The 17,548-nt window shown below is 63.2% G+C and carries 16 protein-coding genes; 13 read left to right on the top strand and 3 right to left on the bottom strand.

All coding sequences use genetic code 11. From position 1 onward, the window contains the following. Nucleotides 1-26 precede the first annotated feature (26 nt). Nucleotides 27-1,445 (bottom strand): phosphatase PAP2 family protein, encoded by a 1,419-nt coding sequence (locus RE4_RS11245; protein ID WP_021344323.1) that lies wholly within the window; start codon nucleotides 1,443-1,445, stop codon nucleotides 27-29. A 144-nt stretch (nucleotides 1,446-1,589) separates the two neighbouring features. Between RE4_RS11245 and pafA the strand changes: the two genes are divergently transcribed. From pafA to RE4_RS30665, 7 genes are all read left to right on the top strand, one after another. After that, entirely contained in the window at nucleotides 1,590-2,948 is a 1,359-nt protein-coding gene (pafA, locus tag RE4_RS11240; protein WP_007729869.1) for a Pup--protein ligase, read from the top strand. A gap of 110 nt (nucleotides 2,949-3,058) precedes the next feature. Further along, entirely contained in the window at nucleotides 3,059-4,072 is a 1,014-nt protein-coding gene (locus tag RE4_RS11235) for a helix-turn-helix transcriptional regulator (protein ID WP_046378583.1), read from the top strand. Next, nucleotides 4,072-5,049, top strand: a complete 978-nt coding sequence (locus tag RE4_RS11230) for a helix-turn-helix transcriptional regulator (RefSeq protein WP_020907807.1) — start codon at nucleotides 4,072-4,074, stop codon at nucleotides 5,047-5,049. Before RE4_RS11235 ends, RE4_RS11230 begins: the two co-directional genes overlap by 1 nt. Nucleotides 5,050-5,183: 134 nt before the next feature. Then, on the top strand, nucleotides 5,184-5,459 hold the full coding sequence (tatA, locus tag RE4_RS11225) for a Sec-independent protein translocase subunit TatA (protein ID WP_003944836.1): 276 nt from the start codon (nucleotides 5,184-5,186) through the stop codon (nucleotides 5,457-5,459). 73 nt (nucleotides 5,460-5,532) lie between these two features. Further along, nucleotides 5,533-6,561, top strand: coding sequence for a twin-arginine translocase subunit TatC (gene tatC, locus RE4_RS11220; RefSeq protein WP_019748510.1), 1,029 nt, complete (start codon nucleotides 5,533-5,535; stop codon nucleotides 6,559-6,561). Between the two features lie 48 nt (nucleotides 6,562-6,609). Further along, entirely contained in the window at nucleotides 6,610-9,321 is a 2,712-nt protein-coding gene (locus RE4_RS11215) for a DEAD/DEAH box helicase (protein WP_021344319.1), read from the top strand. A 52-nt stretch (nucleotides 9,322-9,373) separates the two neighbouring features. After that, nucleotides 9,374-10,207, top strand: coding sequence for a DUF4333 domain-containing protein (locus tag RE4_RS30665; RefSeq protein ID WP_080945669.1), 834 nt, complete (start codon nucleotides 9,374-9,376; stop codon nucleotides 10,205-10,207). Nucleotides 10,208-10,211: 4 nt separating this feature from the next. Here the strand turns inward: RE4_RS30665 and RE4_RS11205 are convergent, their stop codons facing one another. Further along, nucleotides 10,212-11,177, bottom strand: coding sequence for a 5'-3' exonuclease (locus RE4_RS11205; RefSeq protein ID WP_029538151.1), 966 nt, complete (start codon nucleotides 11,175-11,177; stop codon nucleotides 10,212-10,214). A gap of 37 nt (nucleotides 11,178-11,214) precedes the next feature. Here RE4_RS11205 and RE4_RS11200 point away from each other — a divergent pair, with 37 nt between their 5' ends. Further along, complete coding sequence (locus RE4_RS11200) at nucleotides 11,215-12,351, top strand: M24 family metallopeptidase (protein ID WP_021344317.1); 1,137 nt, start codon at nucleotides 11,215-11,217, stop codon at nucleotides 12,349-12,351. Here RE4_RS11200 and RE4_RS11195 read toward each other — a convergent pair whose 3' ends face one another. Then, nucleotides 12,352-12,777: a PPOX class F420-dependent oxidoreductase gene (locus tag RE4_RS11195; RefSeq protein WP_019748505.1), complete on the bottom strand. Its 426-nt coding sequence runs from the start codon at nucleotides 12,775-12,777 to the stop codon at nucleotides 12,352-12,354. It abuts the gene before it with no gap. Nucleotides 12,778-12,807: 30 nt separating this feature from the next. On the opposite strand from RE4_RS11195, the gene dprE2 reads away from it, so the two are divergent. From dprE2 to RE4_RS11170, 5 genes are all read left to right on the top strand, one after another. Continuing rightward, nucleotides 12,808-13,569, top strand: a complete 762-nt coding sequence (gene dprE2, locus RE4_RS11190; protein WP_051636475.1) for a decaprenylphospho-beta-D-erythro-pentofuranosid-2-ulose 2-reductase — start codon at nucleotides 12,808-12,810, stop codon at nucleotides 13,567-13,569. Continuing rightward, nucleotides 13,566-14,849: a bifunctional cobalt-precorrin-7 (C(5))-methyltransferase/cobalt-precorrin-6B (C(15))-methyltransferase gene (locus RE4_RS11185; protein ID WP_060938583.1), complete on the top strand. Its 1,284-nt coding sequence runs from the start codon at nucleotides 13,566-13,568 to the stop codon at nucleotides 14,847-14,849. The genes dprE2 and RE4_RS11185 overlap by 4 nt, the downstream gene beginning before the upstream one ends. Continuing rightward, nucleotides 14,846-15,595 carry a precorrin-4 C(11)-methyltransferase gene (cobM, locus tag RE4_RS11180; protein WP_060938582.1) on the top strand — a complete coding sequence of 250 codons (750 nt, stop codon included), beginning with the start codon at nucleotides 14,846-14,848 and terminating at the stop codon, nucleotides 15,593-15,595. The genes RE4_RS11185 and cobM overlap by 4 nt, the downstream gene beginning before the upstream one ends. Before the next feature lie 23 nt (nucleotides 15,596-15,618). Continuing rightward, nucleotides 15,619-16,365, top strand: a complete 747-nt coding sequence (locus RE4_RS11175) for a cobalt-precorrin-6A reductase (RefSeq protein WP_060938581.1) — start codon at nucleotides 15,619-15,621, stop codon at nucleotides 16,363-16,365. A gap of 166 nt (nucleotides 16,366-16,531) precedes the next feature. Next, nucleotides 16,532-17,431, top strand: a complete 900-nt coding sequence (locus tag RE4_RS11170; protein ID WP_225320034.1) for a HAMP domain-containing protein — start codon at nucleotides 16,532-16,534, stop codon at nucleotides 17,429-17,431. Nucleotides 17,432-17,548 lie beyond the last annotated feature (117 nt).

The raw sequence follows: 17,548 nt of genomic DNA, 5'->3' as shown, positions 1-17,548 counted from the left end.
GTCTGGGAGTTACTGCAGGTCTGGAGTTACTGAGTGATTCTGTAGACGGCCACCGCGCCCGGTTCGGTGTCGAAATCGAACCGGCGCGCGTCTGCCACCACTTCACCGTCGGTGGCGATGGCGACCGGTGAATCGGCCACTCGAACCGACATCGAGGACACGAGTTCGCGAACGTAGACCCGCGAGCTGCCCAATGTTCCTGTGGCAGCAGCAAACAGCAGGCGTGAACGCGAGAACTTCTTGTCCGCGCGCAAGTAGCGGACGTCCAGCAGTCCACGGTTCATCTCCGGACGCGACATCGGCACCTGATCAGCGGGGGAGTATCGCCCGTTTCCGACGAACAGCATCCAGATGGTGGTCCGCTTCCCGTCGATGGTGACAGTCATCGGCTCTGCCGCTGCGAGAACCCGGATCATTGCAGCACCAGCGGCCGGCCACTTACCGAAACGCGGTTCCCACTTTTCCCTCAGACGCACAGCGTCCGGGTATCCTCCCAGGCTGGCTGTGTTGAGAAACCGTGCAGTCACTCCGGAATCCGTGCGCACCACCGCGTGGTCGACAAATGCCGCCTGACCGGACTCGACTGCCTGTGCGGTCTCCTCGACATTCACCGCCCCGACGTCGCGGGCGAAATGGTTCAACGTTCCGCCGGGAAAGACCGCAAGTGGTAGCTCGTGCTTTGTCGCCGCGGTCGCGACCGTGACCACTGTTCCGTCGCCGCCGCATACTCCTAACGCTTTCGGCGAGAGTTCGGGGATCTTGGCATCGATCTGCATGTCGAAGTCGATGTCCGCGTCGAACTCGTAGACGATGGCCTCCGGTAGCAATTCTCGAATCGATTCCACGATCCCGTCGTCCTCGGAGCCTGAACCAGGATTGGTGAAGACCAACAAGCCTTCTCCGCGCGCGAGCGCGGGAACCACACACTCGGGTCCGAGTTCGGCGGGTTCTTCGTCTCGCACCGCCCACCAACGACGCGTGCCGGCAGCGATTGCGCCGCCGACCGCGAGGCCTGCGAAGACGTCGGACGGCCAGTGCACTCCGTTGTGAACGCGTGAGTACGCCACTGCTGCGGCCAGTGGTGCGAGTGCGGCGCCCGCCGCCGGGGACTCCATGGCCACTGCCGCGGTGAATGCCGCGGCCGAAGACGAATGCCCGGAGGGGAACGAGGACGACGTCGGAATGTCGACGCCTCGCTTCGGGCTCAGCCAGACACGCGCCGGTGGGCGCCGGCGGGGGAAGAGGGGCTTGAGTATGCCGTTGGCCAGCGCGCTCGAACCTGCCAGCGCGAGCATCCCACGTGCCGCTGCCCTCCTGGGGCGGCCACCGATCATCGCGAGCAAGGCTGCGACAACCATCCACAAAACGCCGTGATCGGCAGCTCTGGAGAGAAACCGCATGGTCGGGTCGAGCACGGAAGGGCGCAGTGCTCCAGTGCTTTCCATGACTTTGACGTCGCTTCGGACAACTTTTCGGCGAATAAGGCTCACACCGTCACACTATGCCGCCGCCCGACGTTGTCGAGTCGTGACTTACGACGCGATCGAAGTACACGGGTGAACCTCGCATTCTGGTTGTAGTGTCGAAGTGTGCAGAGACGAATCATGGGTATCGAGACGGAATTCGGCGTTACCTGCACCTTTCACGGGCACAGGCGACTGAGCCCCGACGAGGTTGCTCGTTACCTCTTCCGTCGTGTCGTGTCGTGGGGTCGCAGCTCCAATGTCTTCCTCCGTAACGGAGCCCGCTTGTACCTGGATGTGGGTTCGCACCCGGAGTACGCGACCGCCGAGTGCGACAGCCTCATCCAGTTGGTCAATCACGACCGTGCCGGTGAGCGAGTGCTCGAAGAACTGCTGATCGACGCCGAGGCGAGACTCGCCGAGGAGGGGATCGGTGGCGACATCTACCTCTTCAAGAACAACACCGACTCGGCCGGAAACTCGTACGGATGCCACGAGAACTTTCTCGTCGCGCGCGCCGGTGAGTTCTCCCGCATTTCGGATGTCTTGTTGCCGTTCCTCGTCACGCGCCAGTTGATCTGCGGCGCCGGCAAGGTGCTGCAGACACCCAAGGCCGCGACGTTCTGCCTCTCGCAGCGCGCGGAACACATCTGGGAAGGTGTCTCGTCGGCGACCACTCGCTCGCGCCCGATCATCAACACCCGCGACGAACCGCATGCCGACGCCGAGAAGTACCGCCGACTGCACGTGATCGTCGGCGATTCGAACATGGCCGAAACAACGACGATGCTCAAGGTCGGTTCTGCAGCACTCGTGCTCGAGATGATCGAAGCCGGGGTTTCGTTCCGCGATTTCGCTTTGGACAACCCGATTCGTGCCATCCGCGAGGTCAGCCACGACGTGACGGGTAAAAAGCCTGTCCGTCTAGCTGGTGGTCGTCAGGCCAGTGCCCTCGATATTCAACGCGAATACCACGCCAAGGCAGTCGAACACCTGCGTAACCGCGAACCGGACCCGCAGGTCGAGCAGGTAGTCGACCTGTGGGGTCGCACCCTCGATGCCGTCGAAGCTCAGGATTTTGCGAAGGTCGACACGGAGATCGACTGGGTCATCAAGCGCAAGCTGTTCCAGCGTTATCAGGACCGTCACGGTTTCGACCTGTCCGATCCCAAGATCGCGCAGCTCGACTTGGCGTACCACGACATCAAACGCGGCCGGGGTGTCTTCGACGTGCTGCAGCGCAAGGGCTTGGTCAAGCGGGTCACCGAGGACGAGACGATCGACGATGCCGTCGAGAATCCGCCGCAGACCACGCGTGCCAAATTGCGAGGCGACTTCATCACTGCAGCCCAGGCCGCAGGCAGGGACTTCACGGTCGACTGGGTTCACCTCAAGCTCAACGACCAGGCGCAGAGAACGGTGCTGTGCAAGGATCCGTTCCGTTCCGTCGACGAGCGTGTCGAGCGTTTGATCGCTTCGATGTAGGTCACCCATTTTCACGATTTACAACACGGCAGGTCTGTTTTGCGGCGACGCGCCGGGCACGAAAGTGTCCGGCGCGCGTTCGGTTATCGGATAGCCACTAGGATTTCGGCGTGGCGACATCAAAAATCGAGCGGTTGATGAACCTGGTGATCGCATTGCTGTCCACCAGACAGTTCCTCACGGCGGAGAAAATCCGCGACAGTGTGGCCGGGTACAACGATTCCGCGAACTACGAAGCGTTCAGTCGCATGTTCGAACGCGACAAGAACGAACTTCGTGACCTGGGTGTCCCGTTGGAAACCGGTCTGGCAGGACGGTTCTCGACGGTCGAGGGTTATCGGATCAATCGCAACGCTTATGAGCTTCCGGACGTGGACCTCACCAGCGAGGAATCTGCTGCGGTTGCTGTCGCCGTGCAGTTGTGGGAGTCGCCGGAACTGATTTCGGCAGCCCAGAGTGCACTACTCAAACTCCGAGCGGCCGGCGTCCAGGTCGACTCAGAAGTCAGTGCCGCGCCGGTCACGGCGATTCCCGCGCGCACCCGCGGTTCGGAGCCCGCGCTCGGCAAGCTGCTTGCAGCCGTCGACGCCGGACGAGCAGTTCATTTTCAGCACCGCGGCGCGTTGAACGAACCGTTCACCGAGCGCACCGTCGAGCCGTGGGGCGTAGTCACGCACAACGGCAAGTGGTATCTGGTCGGGCACGACGTCGACCGTGATGCGGTGAGGACCTTCCGGCTCTCCCGGATCGGTGACGATGTCAGGGAGTTCGGCCCGGCCGGTTCGGTTCACAAACCCGAAGGTGTTGATCTTCGCGAGGTCGTCGACCGCGTGACCGGATCGGGAGTCGTCACCGGAACCGCCACGGTCTGGGTCGCCGACGGCCGCGCACATGAGCTTCGGCGGCTTGCGACGTCGTCGTCCGATCGGCGGCTGACCGATCGTGATGGCAGCGTGCTGGCCATTCCCGTCCGATCCTGGGAATGGACCGCTCGGTTGATCGCCGGTCACGGTTTGGATGCACTGGTGTTGGACCCACCGGATTTGCGTGCTGAGGTCGTCGCGAAGCTTCGCGCCGCCGCGGCGAGCCTGGCCACCAGCAATGACGGACAGGGGGACAACTGATGAGCAATCGACTGTCATCGCGGTTGGCGCGGCTGCTCAACCTCGTGCCGTACTTCATCGCGAATCCGGGCATCAGTCCCGCCGAGGCGGCCGAGGAACTCGGCGTCAGCACGACTCAACTGATGACCGATCTGAATCAGCTGTGGGTGTGCGGACTGCCCGGGTACGGTCCCGGCGATCTCATCGACCTGTCCTTCTCCGAGGAAAGTATCGAGGTCACGTTCTCGGCCGGGATCGATCGCCCGCTGCGCCTCACCTCTACCGAAGCGACGGCATTGCTGATCGCCCTTCGGTCGTTGGTGGAAATGCCGGGCATGGTCGATCCGTCGTCGGCCCAGCGCGCTATCGCGAAGATCGAGGACGCAGCAGGCTCGGCCGCGGCACGAGCTATCGGTCAGGACCGGGATACATCGCCGGCGCCGGACATCGCCGAAGACCCGATCGCCGCGACGGTCAGAGCCGCGCTCGCAGACAAGACCGCCCTGCGATTGACGTATTACTCGGCCTCGCGTGACGCGGTCTCCGAGCGCATCGTCGATCCCGTTCGTATCGTGTTGGTCGACAACTACAGCTACCTCCAGGCCTGGTGCCGTCAGGCCGAGGGTGTGCGGTTGTTCCGATTCGATCGGATCGATGCCGCCGTCCAACTCGACGAGCCGGCCGACCCGCCGCCGCAGGCCCTCGAGGAGGATTCGAATCTCGAGTTGTTCAGCGGCGACGGTTCCCTTCCGGAAGCACGGTTGTTCATCACCAAAGAGTGGGTGTGGATGCTCGACTACTACCCGATGGACGTCGAGCACGTGAACGGTGACGGGTCGGTCGAGGCGACGATGAGTTTCGGAACACTCGAATGGATGGCAAGGCTGGTGTTGGGATTCGGTGAGGGAGTTCGGGTCCTTCATCCGCCGGAACTGGTCTCCGAAGTCCATGATCGGGCCGTTGCGGCACTCGACGCCTACGACGTAATCGGTTCGTAAAAGTTGGGGAAACTCCGCGTTCAGTGGGTTCGCAGGAAACAAACAGGTAAAAGGTAGCTGAAGTAAGTGCTTTGACACCTCCGAGCGCCGGTTGTGTCCGGTAGCATCGAGGAATCTGATCATGGGAGGTCGTTATGGGTGCAATGCAGCCGATGCATTGGCTGATTGTCGCTGTTGTCGTCGTAATTCTGTTCGGGTCGAAGAAGCTTCCCGATGCAGCACGCGGTCTGGGTCGTTCACTCCGCATCTTCAAGAGCGAAGTCAAGGAAATGCAGAACGACGATGCGGCGCCCGCAAGCGCGCCGGTCGCACAGCCTGCTCCGGCACAGTTGCCGACGGCCAACACCGCGGTGGTCGCAAACGGTGCAGCAGCACCTGTTGCGCAGCCGACCGAAGTCAAGCCGCTCTAGTACACACTGCGTTCTAGCCGGGGTGAAATATTCGTTCACCCCGGTTGTCTGCTGACCAAGACCAGGATGCACAGTGCGTATTCCGTTAGATCCGCGTAACCGCAAGCGGAAGGTCAACCCAGACGGCACCATGTCGTTGGTCGACCACCTGTACGAATTGCGGACTCGTTTGTTGTTCGCATTCCTCGGCGTGATCATCACCACGGCGTTCGGCTTCTTCTGGTACTCACACTCGATACTCGGTCTCGAGAGTCTGGGCGATCTGCTTCGTGGACCGTACTGCGAGCTTCCGTCCGAGAGTCGCGCCAACCTCAGCACCGACGACGCGTGCCGATTGCTGGCGACCGGGCCGTTCGAGCAGTTCATGCTGCGATTCAAAGTGGCGCTCACCGCCGGCATCGTTCTTGCCTGCCCGGTGTGGCTTTACCAATTGTGGGCATTCATCACCCCGGGCCTCTACGCCAAAGAACGTCGATACGCGGTCGGATTCGTCACCGCCGGTGCCGCACTCTTCATTCTCGGCGCGATCCTGGCGTACCTCGTCGTGGCGAAGGCTTTGCACTTCCTCCTGACCATCGGTGACAACGTCCAGATCACCGCGCTCAGTGGTTCGGAGTACTTCGGCTTCATCATCAACCTGCTGCTCATCTTCGGTGTCAGCTTCGAAATTCCACTGCTCGTCGTCGTGTTGAACTTTGCCGGCATTCTGACGTACGAGCGTTTGAAGGCCTGGCGTCGAGGATTGATCTTCGGGCTTTTCGTATTTGCTGCAGTCGCCACGCCGGGTTCGGATCCGTTCTCGATGCTGGCGCTCGCGCTGGCCCTGACGCTTCTCTTCGAGGTCGCTGTTCAGATCGCTCGCCTCAACGACAAACGTAAGGCCAAGCGAGCCGGTGAAGACTGGGGCGCACTGTCCGACGAGGAAGCTTCCTCCATCTCGTCTCCGTCCGATCTGAACGAGGCTTTCGACAATCCGACCAAACCCAAGGCCGAATCGAGTGGATTGTTCGGACGTAAGTCCAAGTCCAAGGCTCCGGTTGCGGAGAAATCCGACACCGGCGGCGACAACGCGCCCGGTCAGGATTTCACTGACACCCTCTGAGCGCCGTGCCACCACGTCGGCGGCGTGTGAAACCCTGACGAGGTGGTTATGAACAAGAGTGAACTGAGCACGTTTGCGTCCAGCCTGAAGTTCGAACTCGATCCATTCCAGGTGAAGGCATGCGTTGCGCTCGAAGCGGGCCACGGAGTCCTTGTCTGCGCGCCGACCGGTGCAGGCAAGACCGTGGTCGGCGAGTTCGCTGTCCACCTGGCTCTCGCGGCGGGCCGCAAGTGTTTCTACACGACGCCGATCAAGGCGTTGAGTAATCAGAAGTACGCAGAACTCGTCGAGCGGTACGGCCCGAGCGAGGTCGGCCTGCTGACGGGTGATTCGAGTATCAACTCCGACGCACCGGTGGTCGTCATGACCACTGAAGTCCTGCGGAACATGCTCTACGCAAATTCCGAGGCACTGCGCGGGCTTTCGCACGTAGTCATGGACGAAGTGCACTACCTGGCGGACCGGTTCCGTGGTGCGGTGTGGGAGGAAGTGATCCTGCACCTGTCCGAGGATGTTCGGCTGGTGAGTTTGTCGGCGACCGTGAGCAATGCCGAAGAATTCGGCTCCTGGATGGAAACCGTCCGCGGCGACACCACCGTGGTCGTCGACGAGACGCGGCCGATCCCGCTGTGGCAGCACATCATGGTCGGTCGACGGATCTTCGATCTCTTCGACAGCCGCAGTCATCCTGCGGCTGGGCCGAAGACCGTGCTCGTCGATCAGGATCTGGTTCGCCACGTCAAGCAGCGTCAGGCTCTCGAACGCGTCGAGAGCTGGCAGCCGCGTGGCCGCGGGCGTCGTGGCAGCTACCAGAGTTCCAACGATTTCCGGCCCTTGCCACGCCCCGACGTCATCGCGCAGCTGGACCAGTCCGGACTGCTCCCGGCGATCACCTTCATCTTCAGCCGCGCCGGTTGTGATGCGGCTCTTGCACAGTGCCTGCGGTCCCGACTGGATCTGACTTCGCCGGAGCAGGTTCGCGAGATCGACACCATCATCGAGAAACACACCGGGGAACTACCCGAGGAGGATCTCGAAGTTCTCGGATATCGGGACTGGTGCAAGGCACTGCGACGCGGACTGGCCTCTCACCATGCCGGCATGTTGCCGGCATTTCGCCAGACAGTCGAGGAACTGTTCGTCAAGGGTCTCGTGCGTGCGGTCTTCGCGACCGAGACGCTGGCCCTCGGCATCAACATGCCGGCACGCACGGTGGTCCTCGAACGTCTGGTCAAGTACAACGGTGAATCGCATGCCGAACTGACACCGGGGGAGTACACGCAGCTGACCGGTCGGGCAGGCCGACGCGGCATCGACGTCGAAGGGCACGCTGTGGTCCTGTGGCAGCCCGGGGTCGAGCCCACGGATGTCGCCGGCTTGGCGTCGACCCGGACGTTCCCGCTCCGCAGTTCGTTCCGCCCCTCGTACAACATGTCGATCAACCTCGTCGAACGCATGGGCGCGGCCGATTCACGGAAGCTGCTCGAGCGTTCCTTCGCACAATTCCAAGCGGATCGCTCGGTGGTCGGCCTGGTGCGTGGCATCGAGCGGAACGAAGAAGCGCTGAAGGGTTTGCAGGAGAAACTCGGCGGTGCGGACGGCGAATACTTCGAGTACGCGTCGTTGCGTGAGCGGCTCAGTGCGCGCGAGCGCGCGCTCGAACGTAAGGGCCGCGAAGACCGACGCGGAGATGCGGTGGAGTCCCTCCGTGCACTCGCCCGCGGTGACGTGATCGCAATTCCCATCGGTCGTCATTCCGGGGTGGCAGTGGTCCTCGTCCCGGACAACGATCCGAAGGACCCGCGTCCGCTGGTTTTGACTGCCGATCAGTGGGCCGGCCGACTCTCCTCGGGTGATTTCCCGGAAGCAGCCGACGTTCTGGGAAAGATGCGCCTGCCCAAGCATGTCGATCACCACACCGCAAGGATCCGGCGCGATCTGGCCTCGGCATTGCGTAGTACCGGGATCAGTGCCCCCCGGCGGAAGAAGCGCCACAAGGCGGGCGCGTCCGAAGACGCCGAGGTCGCTACTTTGCGACGCGCTATTCGCTCGCATCCGTGCCACAGCTGGCCCGATCGTGAACATCTGAGCCGGATCGGTGAGCGCTACAACCGACTGGCCCGGGAAACGCAGTCGATGAGGGAAAAGGCAGCGGCCACCACCAACTCGTTGGCGCGGACGTTCGACCGCATCATTGCGCTACTCAAAGAGCGTGAGTACATGACTGCCGAAGCAGCGCCCGAAGTCACCGAATCCGGACGACGACTCAGCCGCATCTACTCGGAAAGCGACCTTCTGGTCGCCGAGTGCCTGCGGACCGGGGCGTGGACAGGTCTCAGCCCGGCCGAGTTGGCGGCCGTCGTCTCCTCGGTGGTCTACGAATCACGTCGGGACGGCGACACCGTTGATCGGGTGCCGACAGCGGCGCTTCGTCACGCCCTCAACGACACTCAACGATTGTGGAGCGAACTGCGGTCGGACGAGATTCGTCACAAGCTGCCGCCGACGCGGGAACCGGATCTCGGATTCGTCACCGCCGTTTATCACTGGGCGAGTGAGAACTCGCTTGTCGACGCACTGATCGCGGCCGGAGTGCAGGGCCGTGCGTTGTCTGCGGGTGACTTTGTACGTTGGTGTCGTCAGGTGATCGATCTGCTCGATCAGGTCCGCCTGACATCGACGGATGCCGACGTCGCGAAGACTGCGGCGCGGGCGGTAGCTGCAATTCGTCGCGGGGTAGTTGCTGTCGACGCAGCATGACCGCAACTATGTGGTTTGATTCGCAGACTGGTATTTCGAGTGGGAGGCGAACATGAGCGGGCCTTACGGACCGAACGATCCGAATCGGCAATGGGGTCCTGGTGATCAGCAGCAGCCGAACGAGCAGCAGTGGGGGCAGAATCCTCAGCAGCCGGGCGGTCAGCAGCAGCCTGGTCAGCAGCCCGGCCAGCAGCAGCCGTGGGGTCAGTCTGGTCAAACACCGCAGCCCGGTCAACAACCCGGCCAGCAACAGCCGTGGGGACAACCTGCCTACGGCCAGCCCGGGCAGCCTGGTGGTCAGCCTGCGTACGGTCAGCCGCAGCAACCTGGACAAGGACAACCCGGCCAGCAACAGCCGTGGGGACAACCCCAGCAGCAGCCTCCCGCTCAGCCGTGGGGTCAGCCGGGGCAACAGCAGGCACCTGACGCAACCCAGGCCTGGGGTCAGCCGCCTGCTGCCGCACCTCAGCAGGCATGGGGCGCCGCCGCTCCCGGCCAAGCGCCGGGACAGCAGAATCAGTGGAACCAGGCTCAGCCGTTCCCGAGTCCCGGTGCGCCCGGAAACCAGTCGGGTAAGTCGAAGAAGCCCTTGATCTTCGGTGCGATCGGTGTTCTCGTCGTTCTTGCTGCTGTCGTGGTGGCCCTGGTGTTCGGTGTCTTCGGCAAGAACACACTCGATCAGAGCGCGGCTCAGGCCGGGGTCGAGAAGATCGTCACCGAGTCCTACGGGGCAAAGAACGTGAGCAACGTTCAGTGCCCCGCGGACCAGGAAGTCAAGTCAGGCAACAAGTTCACCTGCACGCTTTCGATCGCGGGTGTGAAGTCGAACGTGACTGTGACGTTTGTCGACGACAACGGCACGTACGAGGTCAGCCGCCCGAGCTGACGCTCTACTGGTCGGAACGGCCTGCCGCCGCAGCCTCGAGCGCGGCGGCAAGCCGTCCGGCCGAACGCTCGATGTTCAGCGAGGCCGCCACTTCCTCGAAGCGTGCGGGATCGACGGGGGCCGCCGGGAGTTGGTCGTCCTTCGAGAACTGAACGTCCGCGTCGCGAACCACTCGTACTACCGGCAACGCAGCATCAAGGTAAGCGATGGCCTCTGGTGAGGTGAGTTTTGCGCGAATTCCCTTGGCCATGTCGGATTCCGGATCAGCTGCGGCCGCGCGAAGTCCGGCCAACGAGCCGTAGCGCAGCATCAGCGTCGACGCAGTCTTCTCACCGACACCCTTGATGCCGGGTAGACCGTCGGAGGCGTCTCCGCGCAGTACCGCGAGTTCGGCGTATGCCTCGCCCGCACGGTCACCGGGTACTCCGTACTTCTCGGCAACCTCGACCGGTCCGAAGAGTTCGGCCTTGGACAAGCCACGGCCCACGTAGAGGACACGAACGGGCACGTACTCGTCGGTGACGACCTGCAAAAGGTCTCGGTCACCACTGACGACGACGGTGAGATCTTCGCGCTCGGTGGCGGCGAGCGTTCCCAGCACGTCGTCGGCTTCGAGTCCGACGGCACCCGCTGTCGCGATTCCTGCTGCTGCGAGCACGTCCATGATCATGTCGACCTGAGGCGTCAACGTGTCCGGAACTTCTTCGGACGAACCGTCAGAGCCTTCTTCGACGCGATGCGCTTTGTACGTCGGGACTGCATCGACGCGGAACTGCGGTCGCCAATCCAAGTCCAGGCACACCGCGAGACGACTCGGCTGGTGTTTGGTGATCAGGGAAGCCACCATGTCGGTGAAACCGCGCACGGCGTTGACAGGTCTTCCGTCGGGGTCGACGAATGACTCGGGCAGCGCGTAGAACGCACGAAACCACAGGCTGGCACCGTCGAGGAGAAGCAATGGCCCACTCATGGTCACCATCCTGCCAGTCGGCACTAACCTGTAAGCCATGACGTCTCCAGCCGAACAGGATTCCCGATTCTCCAGCGCCGTCTACGGCGCACGTATCGCCCGCGCCGCGGAGTTGGCTCGATCAGCAGGGCTCGACGGTCTGGTGGTGACTCCAGGCCCGGATCTTCGGTACCTGACGGGTTCTCGGGCCGACTCCTTCGAGCGCTTGACCGCGTTGGTCATCGCTGCGGACACGGCGAAGGCGTCTGTCGTGCTTCCTCGCTTGGAGTTGGCGTCGTTGAAGGAATCGGCGGTGGGCGATCTCGGGCTGACCGTGCTCGACTGGGTCGACGGTGTCGACCCGTATGCGATTGTGGCGGCGCAACTCCCGACCGGCGCCAAAGTTGCGGTGACGGATGCGATGCCTGCATTGCACCTGATCCCGCTCGCAGACACCTTGGGCGCGTTGCCGATCCTCGCTACCGGCGTCTTGCGTGAATTGCGGATGGTCAAGGACGACGCCGAGATCGAGGCGTTGCGACGGGCCGGTGCGGCGATCGACCGTGTTCACGCCCGCATGGCCGAGTTCTTGATCGTCGGCCGTACGGAAGCCGAAGTGGGCGAGGCAATTTCGGAGGCGATTCTCGAAGAGGGGCACACCGAGGCCGCGTTTGTGATCGTCGGATCAGGCCCGCACGGCGCCGATCCGCATCACGAGGTTTCGGACCGGGTGATCGAGAGCGGCGATGTCGTCGTGATCGACATCGGCGGACCGGTCGAGCCCGGCTACAACTCGGATTCCACCCGCACGTACAGCATGGGACAGCCGTCCGCCGAGGTATCAGCGCAGTTCGCGGTACTCGAAGCGGCACAGCAGGCTGCCGTCGATTCGGTGCGGCCAGGAGTATCCGCAGAATCCGTCGACGTTGCCGCCCGCGAAGTGCTTGCCGCACAAGGTCTTGCGGAGGTCTTCGTTCACCGCACCGGTCACGGTATCGGGCTGTCCGTGCATGAGGAGCCGTACATCGTCGAGGGCAACACCATCGAACTCGTCGAAGGTATGGCCTTCAGCATCGAACCGGGAATCTACTTCCGCGGCAGTTGGGGTGCCCGTATCGAGGACATCGTCGTCGTGACCGCGGACGGTTGCGAGTCGTTCAACAACCGTCCGCACGGCCTGACTGTCCTCGGCTGATCAGCTTTCCTTGAACGCCGCGGACCCGAGGATGCGTGTGACGTCGATTTCGATGACCACGCGCGCTGGGTTGACCCGTGGCTGGCGGTACCGCTCGGCATAGCGCCGAACGGCGTCGGCCACGGAGTCCTCGTCGGCGAGCACGCGTGCCGGCCCTTCGAGCGTGAGCCAGCGACCACCGTCGACCGAACTGACTGCGGCGTATCCGCCACGCGCTGCGTTGATCGCCTTCTGTGAACCACCGCTGGTGATCACGCGCGCCTTTCCGGCTTCCTGGTCCCAGGTGAACCCGACGGCCACGACGTGTGGGGTGCCGTTCGGACGCAACGTCGTGAGCGTCGCGAGGTGGTATTCACCGACGAACTTCAGCCCGTCTTCGGTGAGAGTCTGCTGTGCCGATGGCGTGGTGGAGGGGGTGAGCGTCATGCCACGACGGTAATCCAGGACACTGGAGCGGTGACTGCGGGTGCGAACGTGAATGACATCGAGACGGTACTGCTCCTCGGCGGACGAAGTGAGATCGGCCTCGAGATCGCGGTCAGGCTCGCGCCGGGCCGCAACATCGTTCTGGCTGCCAGACGCAGCGGCGAGCTGTCGGAGCAGGAGCAGATGCTCAGGAATGCCGGAGCGGTCGGCGTCTCCACCGTCGAGTTCGACGCCGACGCCGTCGACACGCACGGAGACCTCCTGGACGCCGTAGTCGCCGAGCACGGTCGGATTTCGGTTGCAGTGCTGGCCTTCGGAATTCTCGGCGATCAGGCGCGTGCCGAAACCGATGCGGCGCATGCGGTCGCGGTGGTGCACACCGACTACGTGGCTCAGATCAGCATCCTCACCCACCTCGCGGAGATCATGCGCCGACAGGGAACCGGAAAGATCGTGGTGTTCTCGTCCGTCGCCGGCGTTCGGGTTCGCCGCGCCAACTACGTCTACGGGAGCGCAAAGGCCGGCTTGGAAGGTTTTGCCAGCGGTCTGGGCGACGCGCTGCACGGTTCGGGCGTGCAGTTGATGCTGGTACGGCCGGGATTCGTCATCGGGAAGATGACGGAGGGGATGTCGCCCGCCCCGATGTCGAGCACCCCGTCGCAGGTCGCCGACGCCGTCGTACGGGGACTGAACTCCGGGGCGACGCGGGTGTGGGTACCGCGAATCTTGCAGCCGGTGTTCTTCGTCATGCGGCTTCTGCCTCAGACGATCTGGCGCCGGATGCCGCGATGACCGCACACCCGGTGGTGATCGTCGGCATCGGCGCCGATGGCTGGGACGGGCTGTCCGAGAGCGCAAAGGGCGCAATCCTCGGTGCGGAGGTCCTGATGGGGTCGCCGCGCCAGTTGGACTTGGTCCCGGCGACACATCTCGGGGCACGGCGTGCGCCCACCAGGCTCACCTGGCCGTCTCCGATGATTCCGGCGTTGCCGTCGATGTTCGCCGAGAACGCGGACCGCAAAGTATGTGTGCTCGCCAGTGGCGACCCGATGTTCCACGGCCTCGGCGTCACGTTGGTCCGGCTGCTCGGCGCGGACAACGTGCGAGTGATCTCCCACCCGTCGTCGGTGGCGTTGGCGAGCGCGCGAATGGGATGGGCATCGGCCGAGGTCGACGTCGTGAGCCTGGTGAACCGAGACTCGGCGACCGTCTTGGCGGCAGTGGTCGATGGCGCGCGCCTGTTGGTTCTGAGCAACGGGCGCTCGACACCGGGGGAGGTGGCTCGTCTGTTGTCCGCCGCGGGCTTCGGACGATCGACTCTGACTGTGCTGGCCCAGCTGGGCGGGGCCGAGGAATCGCGGACCGTCACGGTGGCGGACGAGTGGGATCACGCGGACGAGGACGTGGACGCGTTGAACATTCTGGCCGTCGAGTGCATCTCGGTCGATCATCCGTTGCGGCTGACTCGAATCCCGGGTCTACCGGATGCTGCGTTTGTCGGCGACGGTCAGATGACCAAGCAGGAGATCCGCGCATTGACGTTGTGTGCACTCGCACCGGCGCCGGGAGAACACCTCTGGGACGTCGGCGGAGGGTCTGGCACCGTCGCCATCGAGTGGATGAGAACCCACCCGCGTTGCACTGCAACAGCATTCGAGAAAGTGGCGAGCCGGGTATCGCAGATCGGTGCCAATGCACTCAATCTCGGCGTGCCTGCGTTGGCAGTGAAAGGGACCGCGCCCGAGGCGTTTGCGGAAGAGGTTCGGCGTCCCGATGCGGTGTTCGTCGGCGGCGGCGTCACGCAACCGGGAATGCTCGAAGCGTGCTGGGAGCAGTTGAGCGTGGGCGGGCGTCTGGTTGCCAACGCCGTGACCGCCGAGTCCGAATCGTTGCTGCTCGGCTGGATGAGTCGCCAGGGTGGGACGCTGCGACGCTTTCAGGTGCAGCGCGCCGAGCCTTTGGGCGCGTTCAACGTTTGGCGACCGCAACTTCCGGTGGTCCAATGGTCCGTCACAAAAAGTCAGCCGTCTGCAGGCGCAGGCACAGATACGCCGGAGGAATCCACACAATGACCGTTCATTTCATCGGTGCGGGTCCCGGTGCGGCAGATCTGATCACTGTCCGCGCGCAACGCATCATCGCTGCGAGCCCTGTGTGCTTGTACGCCGGCAGCCTTGTCCCAGCGGAGTTGCTCGAGTGGTGCCCGGTCGGGGCGCAGGTCGTGGACACTGCTCGCCTGAGCCTGGACGAGATCACCGCGATCCTTGTCGAAGCGCATTCGGCCGGGCTGGACGTCGCGCGTCTGCATTCCGGTGATCCGTCGATCTTCAGCGCGGTAGCCGAGCAGGCTCGTCGCCTGGACGCCGCGGGTGTCGATTTCGACATGATTCCCGGTGTTCCTGCATTTACCGCGGCCGCCGCAGCGCTGAGGCGTGAGCTGACCGTCCCAGGCGTCTCGCAGACCATTGTTCTCACCCGAGTCTCCACCTTGTCGACGGCAATGCCGGAGGGCGAGGATCTGCGGTCCCTGGGCCGCAGCGGCGCAACGATGGTGGTTCACCTCGGCGCTCATCGCATCGAACAGATCGCATCCGAGTTGGCCGACAATTACGGCGAGGACTGCCCGGTGGCGGTCGTCGCCTTCGCCTCGCGGCCCGAGGAGATCGTTGTTCGAGGCACTTTGAAGACGATCGTCGAACTTGTTCATGCAGCCGGCATCACGAAGACGGCCGTTGTGATCGTGGGCCGAGTGTTGACTGCTGAAGGATTCCCGGACAGCTATCTCTACTCGGCGGTGCGTGAGAGAAGCACACACTGACCCCGACGGGTACTCGTCGTCGCGTGCTCTTGCTCGGCGGCACGGGTGAAGGTCGAGTGATCGCTTCTCGGTTGGCCGATTCAGCCGACCTCGAAGTTGTCACATCGCTGGCCGGCCGGGTTCGTGATCCTCGATGGCCGGAGGGGGAAGTGCGCATCGGTGGGTTCGGGGGAGCCGACGGGCTCTCGGAGTGGTTGTCGGCCAACGATATTCGTGCAGTGCTGGACGCCACACATCCGTTTGCCGCTCGCATCACCAAAAATGCATTCGACGCGTGCCGCGCAAATTCCGTTCCGTACGCCATGTACCGACGCCCCCCGTGGCGCGAGCAACCCGGCGACACCTGGCTTCCGGTACGCGATCTCGATCACGCCGCAGAATTGGTGCCGACGATCGGCTCACGCGCTTTTCTGACGATCGGGAGGCAAGGAGTTTCGGCGTTCGACCGCGTGAAGAACGTCTCGTTTCTCGTGCGTTCCATCGATCCGCCTTCAGGGACATTGCCGCCTCATTCGCAATTGCTGCTCGCACGTGGCCCATTCGACGTCGAAGCGGAAGTCGATCTGATGAGAACTCACGGCGTCGACGTCGTGATCACCAAGAACAGTGGCGGCGAGCAGACGTACGCAAAGATCGCCGCCGCCAGGCAATTGTCGATCCCGGTGATCGTCGTCGAACGACCACCGATCCCGGCGACCGCTCCGGCATTCGACACCGAAGCCGGGGCGGTGGACTGGCTCACGGCTTTCGGTAGTGGAAAGGCGCTGTGAGGCCGACATCGTGTTCGCTTCAGGTTCGTCTAAGGTTCCGTGACCATACTGGAGGGATGTTGGGATCTTTCGACGCCGCACTGCGGGACCGCGCATGAGAGTGTCGGTTCCCGGAATGAGCCGTCGAAAACCATCGGGAATTCACGTGCGGACGCTCCATGCGCGCGTGAAATTGCTGACTGCGGGCCTGGTGGCGATCGCGGTGATCGTGTCGGCGTCGGCGGTGTACATCGTGTTCAACGCGTATTTGCAAGGCAACGTCGATCGACAACTCGAGCGCACGAGTGACGCGATCACCGACACCGTCAATTTCGGCGGTGTCACACCGGTTCTGGGATTGACGGCCGGCGCGGATACAGCGGTCATCCAGGCGGTGGGGCTTCTCACTGCCGACGGCGCCTTGGTGACGGCGACTCCCGGTCTGCCGCCGTTCAGCACCAGCGCAGACGCCATCAGGTCGATCGCAGACGGCAATTCGTCGCAGACGATCGCAACCGTCGATGCGTATCGAATTCTTGTCGAGCCCTCGGTTGCGGGCCAAACTTTGGTTGTCGCGCAATCCTTGGGGCCGACACGTTCGGTCCTCAAGCGACTCGCAGTGGTGTTGGCGGCACTCGGGGCGGCCGGTATCGCACTCGCTTACGCGGCCGGAGATGCTGTGGCACGCACAGGATTACGGCCAATTGCGCGACTCACTGCGGCAACGCGGCGGGTTGCCGAAACGGATGATCTTGCGCCGATTCCGGTGACCGGCGACGACGAGTTGGCGTCGTTGACAGTCAGTTTCAATCGGATGCTCGGAACGCTGTCGGAATCGCGGGCGCGCCAGAGAAGTCTGATCACCGAAGCGGGCCAGGACCTTCTGGCTCCGTTGACTGCACTTCGCACCAATATCGAGTTGTTGATGTCTTTCGATACCAAGTCCGGCGCGATTTCCGAGGCAGATGCAACGCAGTTGCGTGAGGAAATCACGGACCAGATGATGGAGTTGACGCTCCTCGTCGGAGAGTTGGTGGACCGTGCGCGGGTTGACGAAAGCACGTTGGGGAGAGGAGATTCCCTCTAAATCGGACGTCTGACCAGCGCCTTTGTTGCATTCGTAATTGAAGCAATGGAAGGAGCGCTGGTAATGTGGGGCAATTGTGAAGTTTTTGGGTATAGCTGGAGTGTGGCGCGAACCGTG

The sequence above is a fragment of the Rhodococcus erythropolis NBRC 15567 genome (assembly GCF_001552595.1).
Lineage (GTDB): Bacteria > Actinomycetota > Actinomycetes > Mycobacteriales > Mycobacteriaceae > Rhodococcus_F > Rhodococcus_F erythropolis.
This window is presented reverse-complemented; position numbering and strand designations above follow the sequence as displayed.

Excerpts from the sequence above, each read along its gene's own strand:
- RE4_RS11245 (WP_021344323.1), bottom strand. The coding sequence starts at position 1,445 with ATGGAAAGCACTGGAGCACTGCGCCCTTCCGTGCTCGACCCGACCATG.
- RE4_RS11230 (WP_020907807.1), top strand. The coding sequence starts at position 4,072 with ATGAGCAATCGACTGTCATCGCGGTTGGCGCGGCTGCTCAACCTCGTG.
- tatA (WP_003944836.1), top strand. The coding sequence starts at position 5,184 with ATGGGTGCAATGCAGCCGATGCATTGGCTGATTGTCGCTGTTGTCGTC.
- RE4_RS11215 (WP_021344319.1), top strand. The coding sequence starts at position 6,610 with ATGAACAAGAGTGAACTGAGCACGTTTGCGTCCAGCCTGAAGTTCGAA.
- RE4_RS30665 (WP_080945669.1), top strand. The coding sequence starts at position 9,374 with ATGAGCGGGCCTTACGGACCGAACGATCCGAATCGGCAATGGGGTCCT.
- RE4_RS11205 (WP_029538151.1), bottom strand. The coding sequence starts at position 11,177 with ATGAGTGGGCCATTGCTTCTCCTCGACGGTGCCAGCCTGTGGTTTCGT.
- RE4_RS11200 (WP_021344317.1), top strand. The coding sequence starts at position 11,215 with ATGACGTCTCCAGCCGAACAGGATTCCCGATTCTCCAGCGCCGTCTAC.
- RE4_RS11195 (WP_019748505.1), bottom strand. The coding sequence starts at position 12,777 with ATGACGCTCACCCCCTCCACCACGCCATCGGCACAGCAGACTCTCACC.
- RE4_RS11185 (WP_060938583.1), top strand. The coding sequence starts at position 13,566 with ATGACCGCACACCCGGTGGTGATCGTCGGCATCGGCGCCGATGGCTGG.
- cobM (WP_060938582.1), top strand. The coding sequence starts at position 14,846 with ATGACCGTTCATTTCATCGGTGCGGGTCCCGGTGCGGCAGATCTGATC.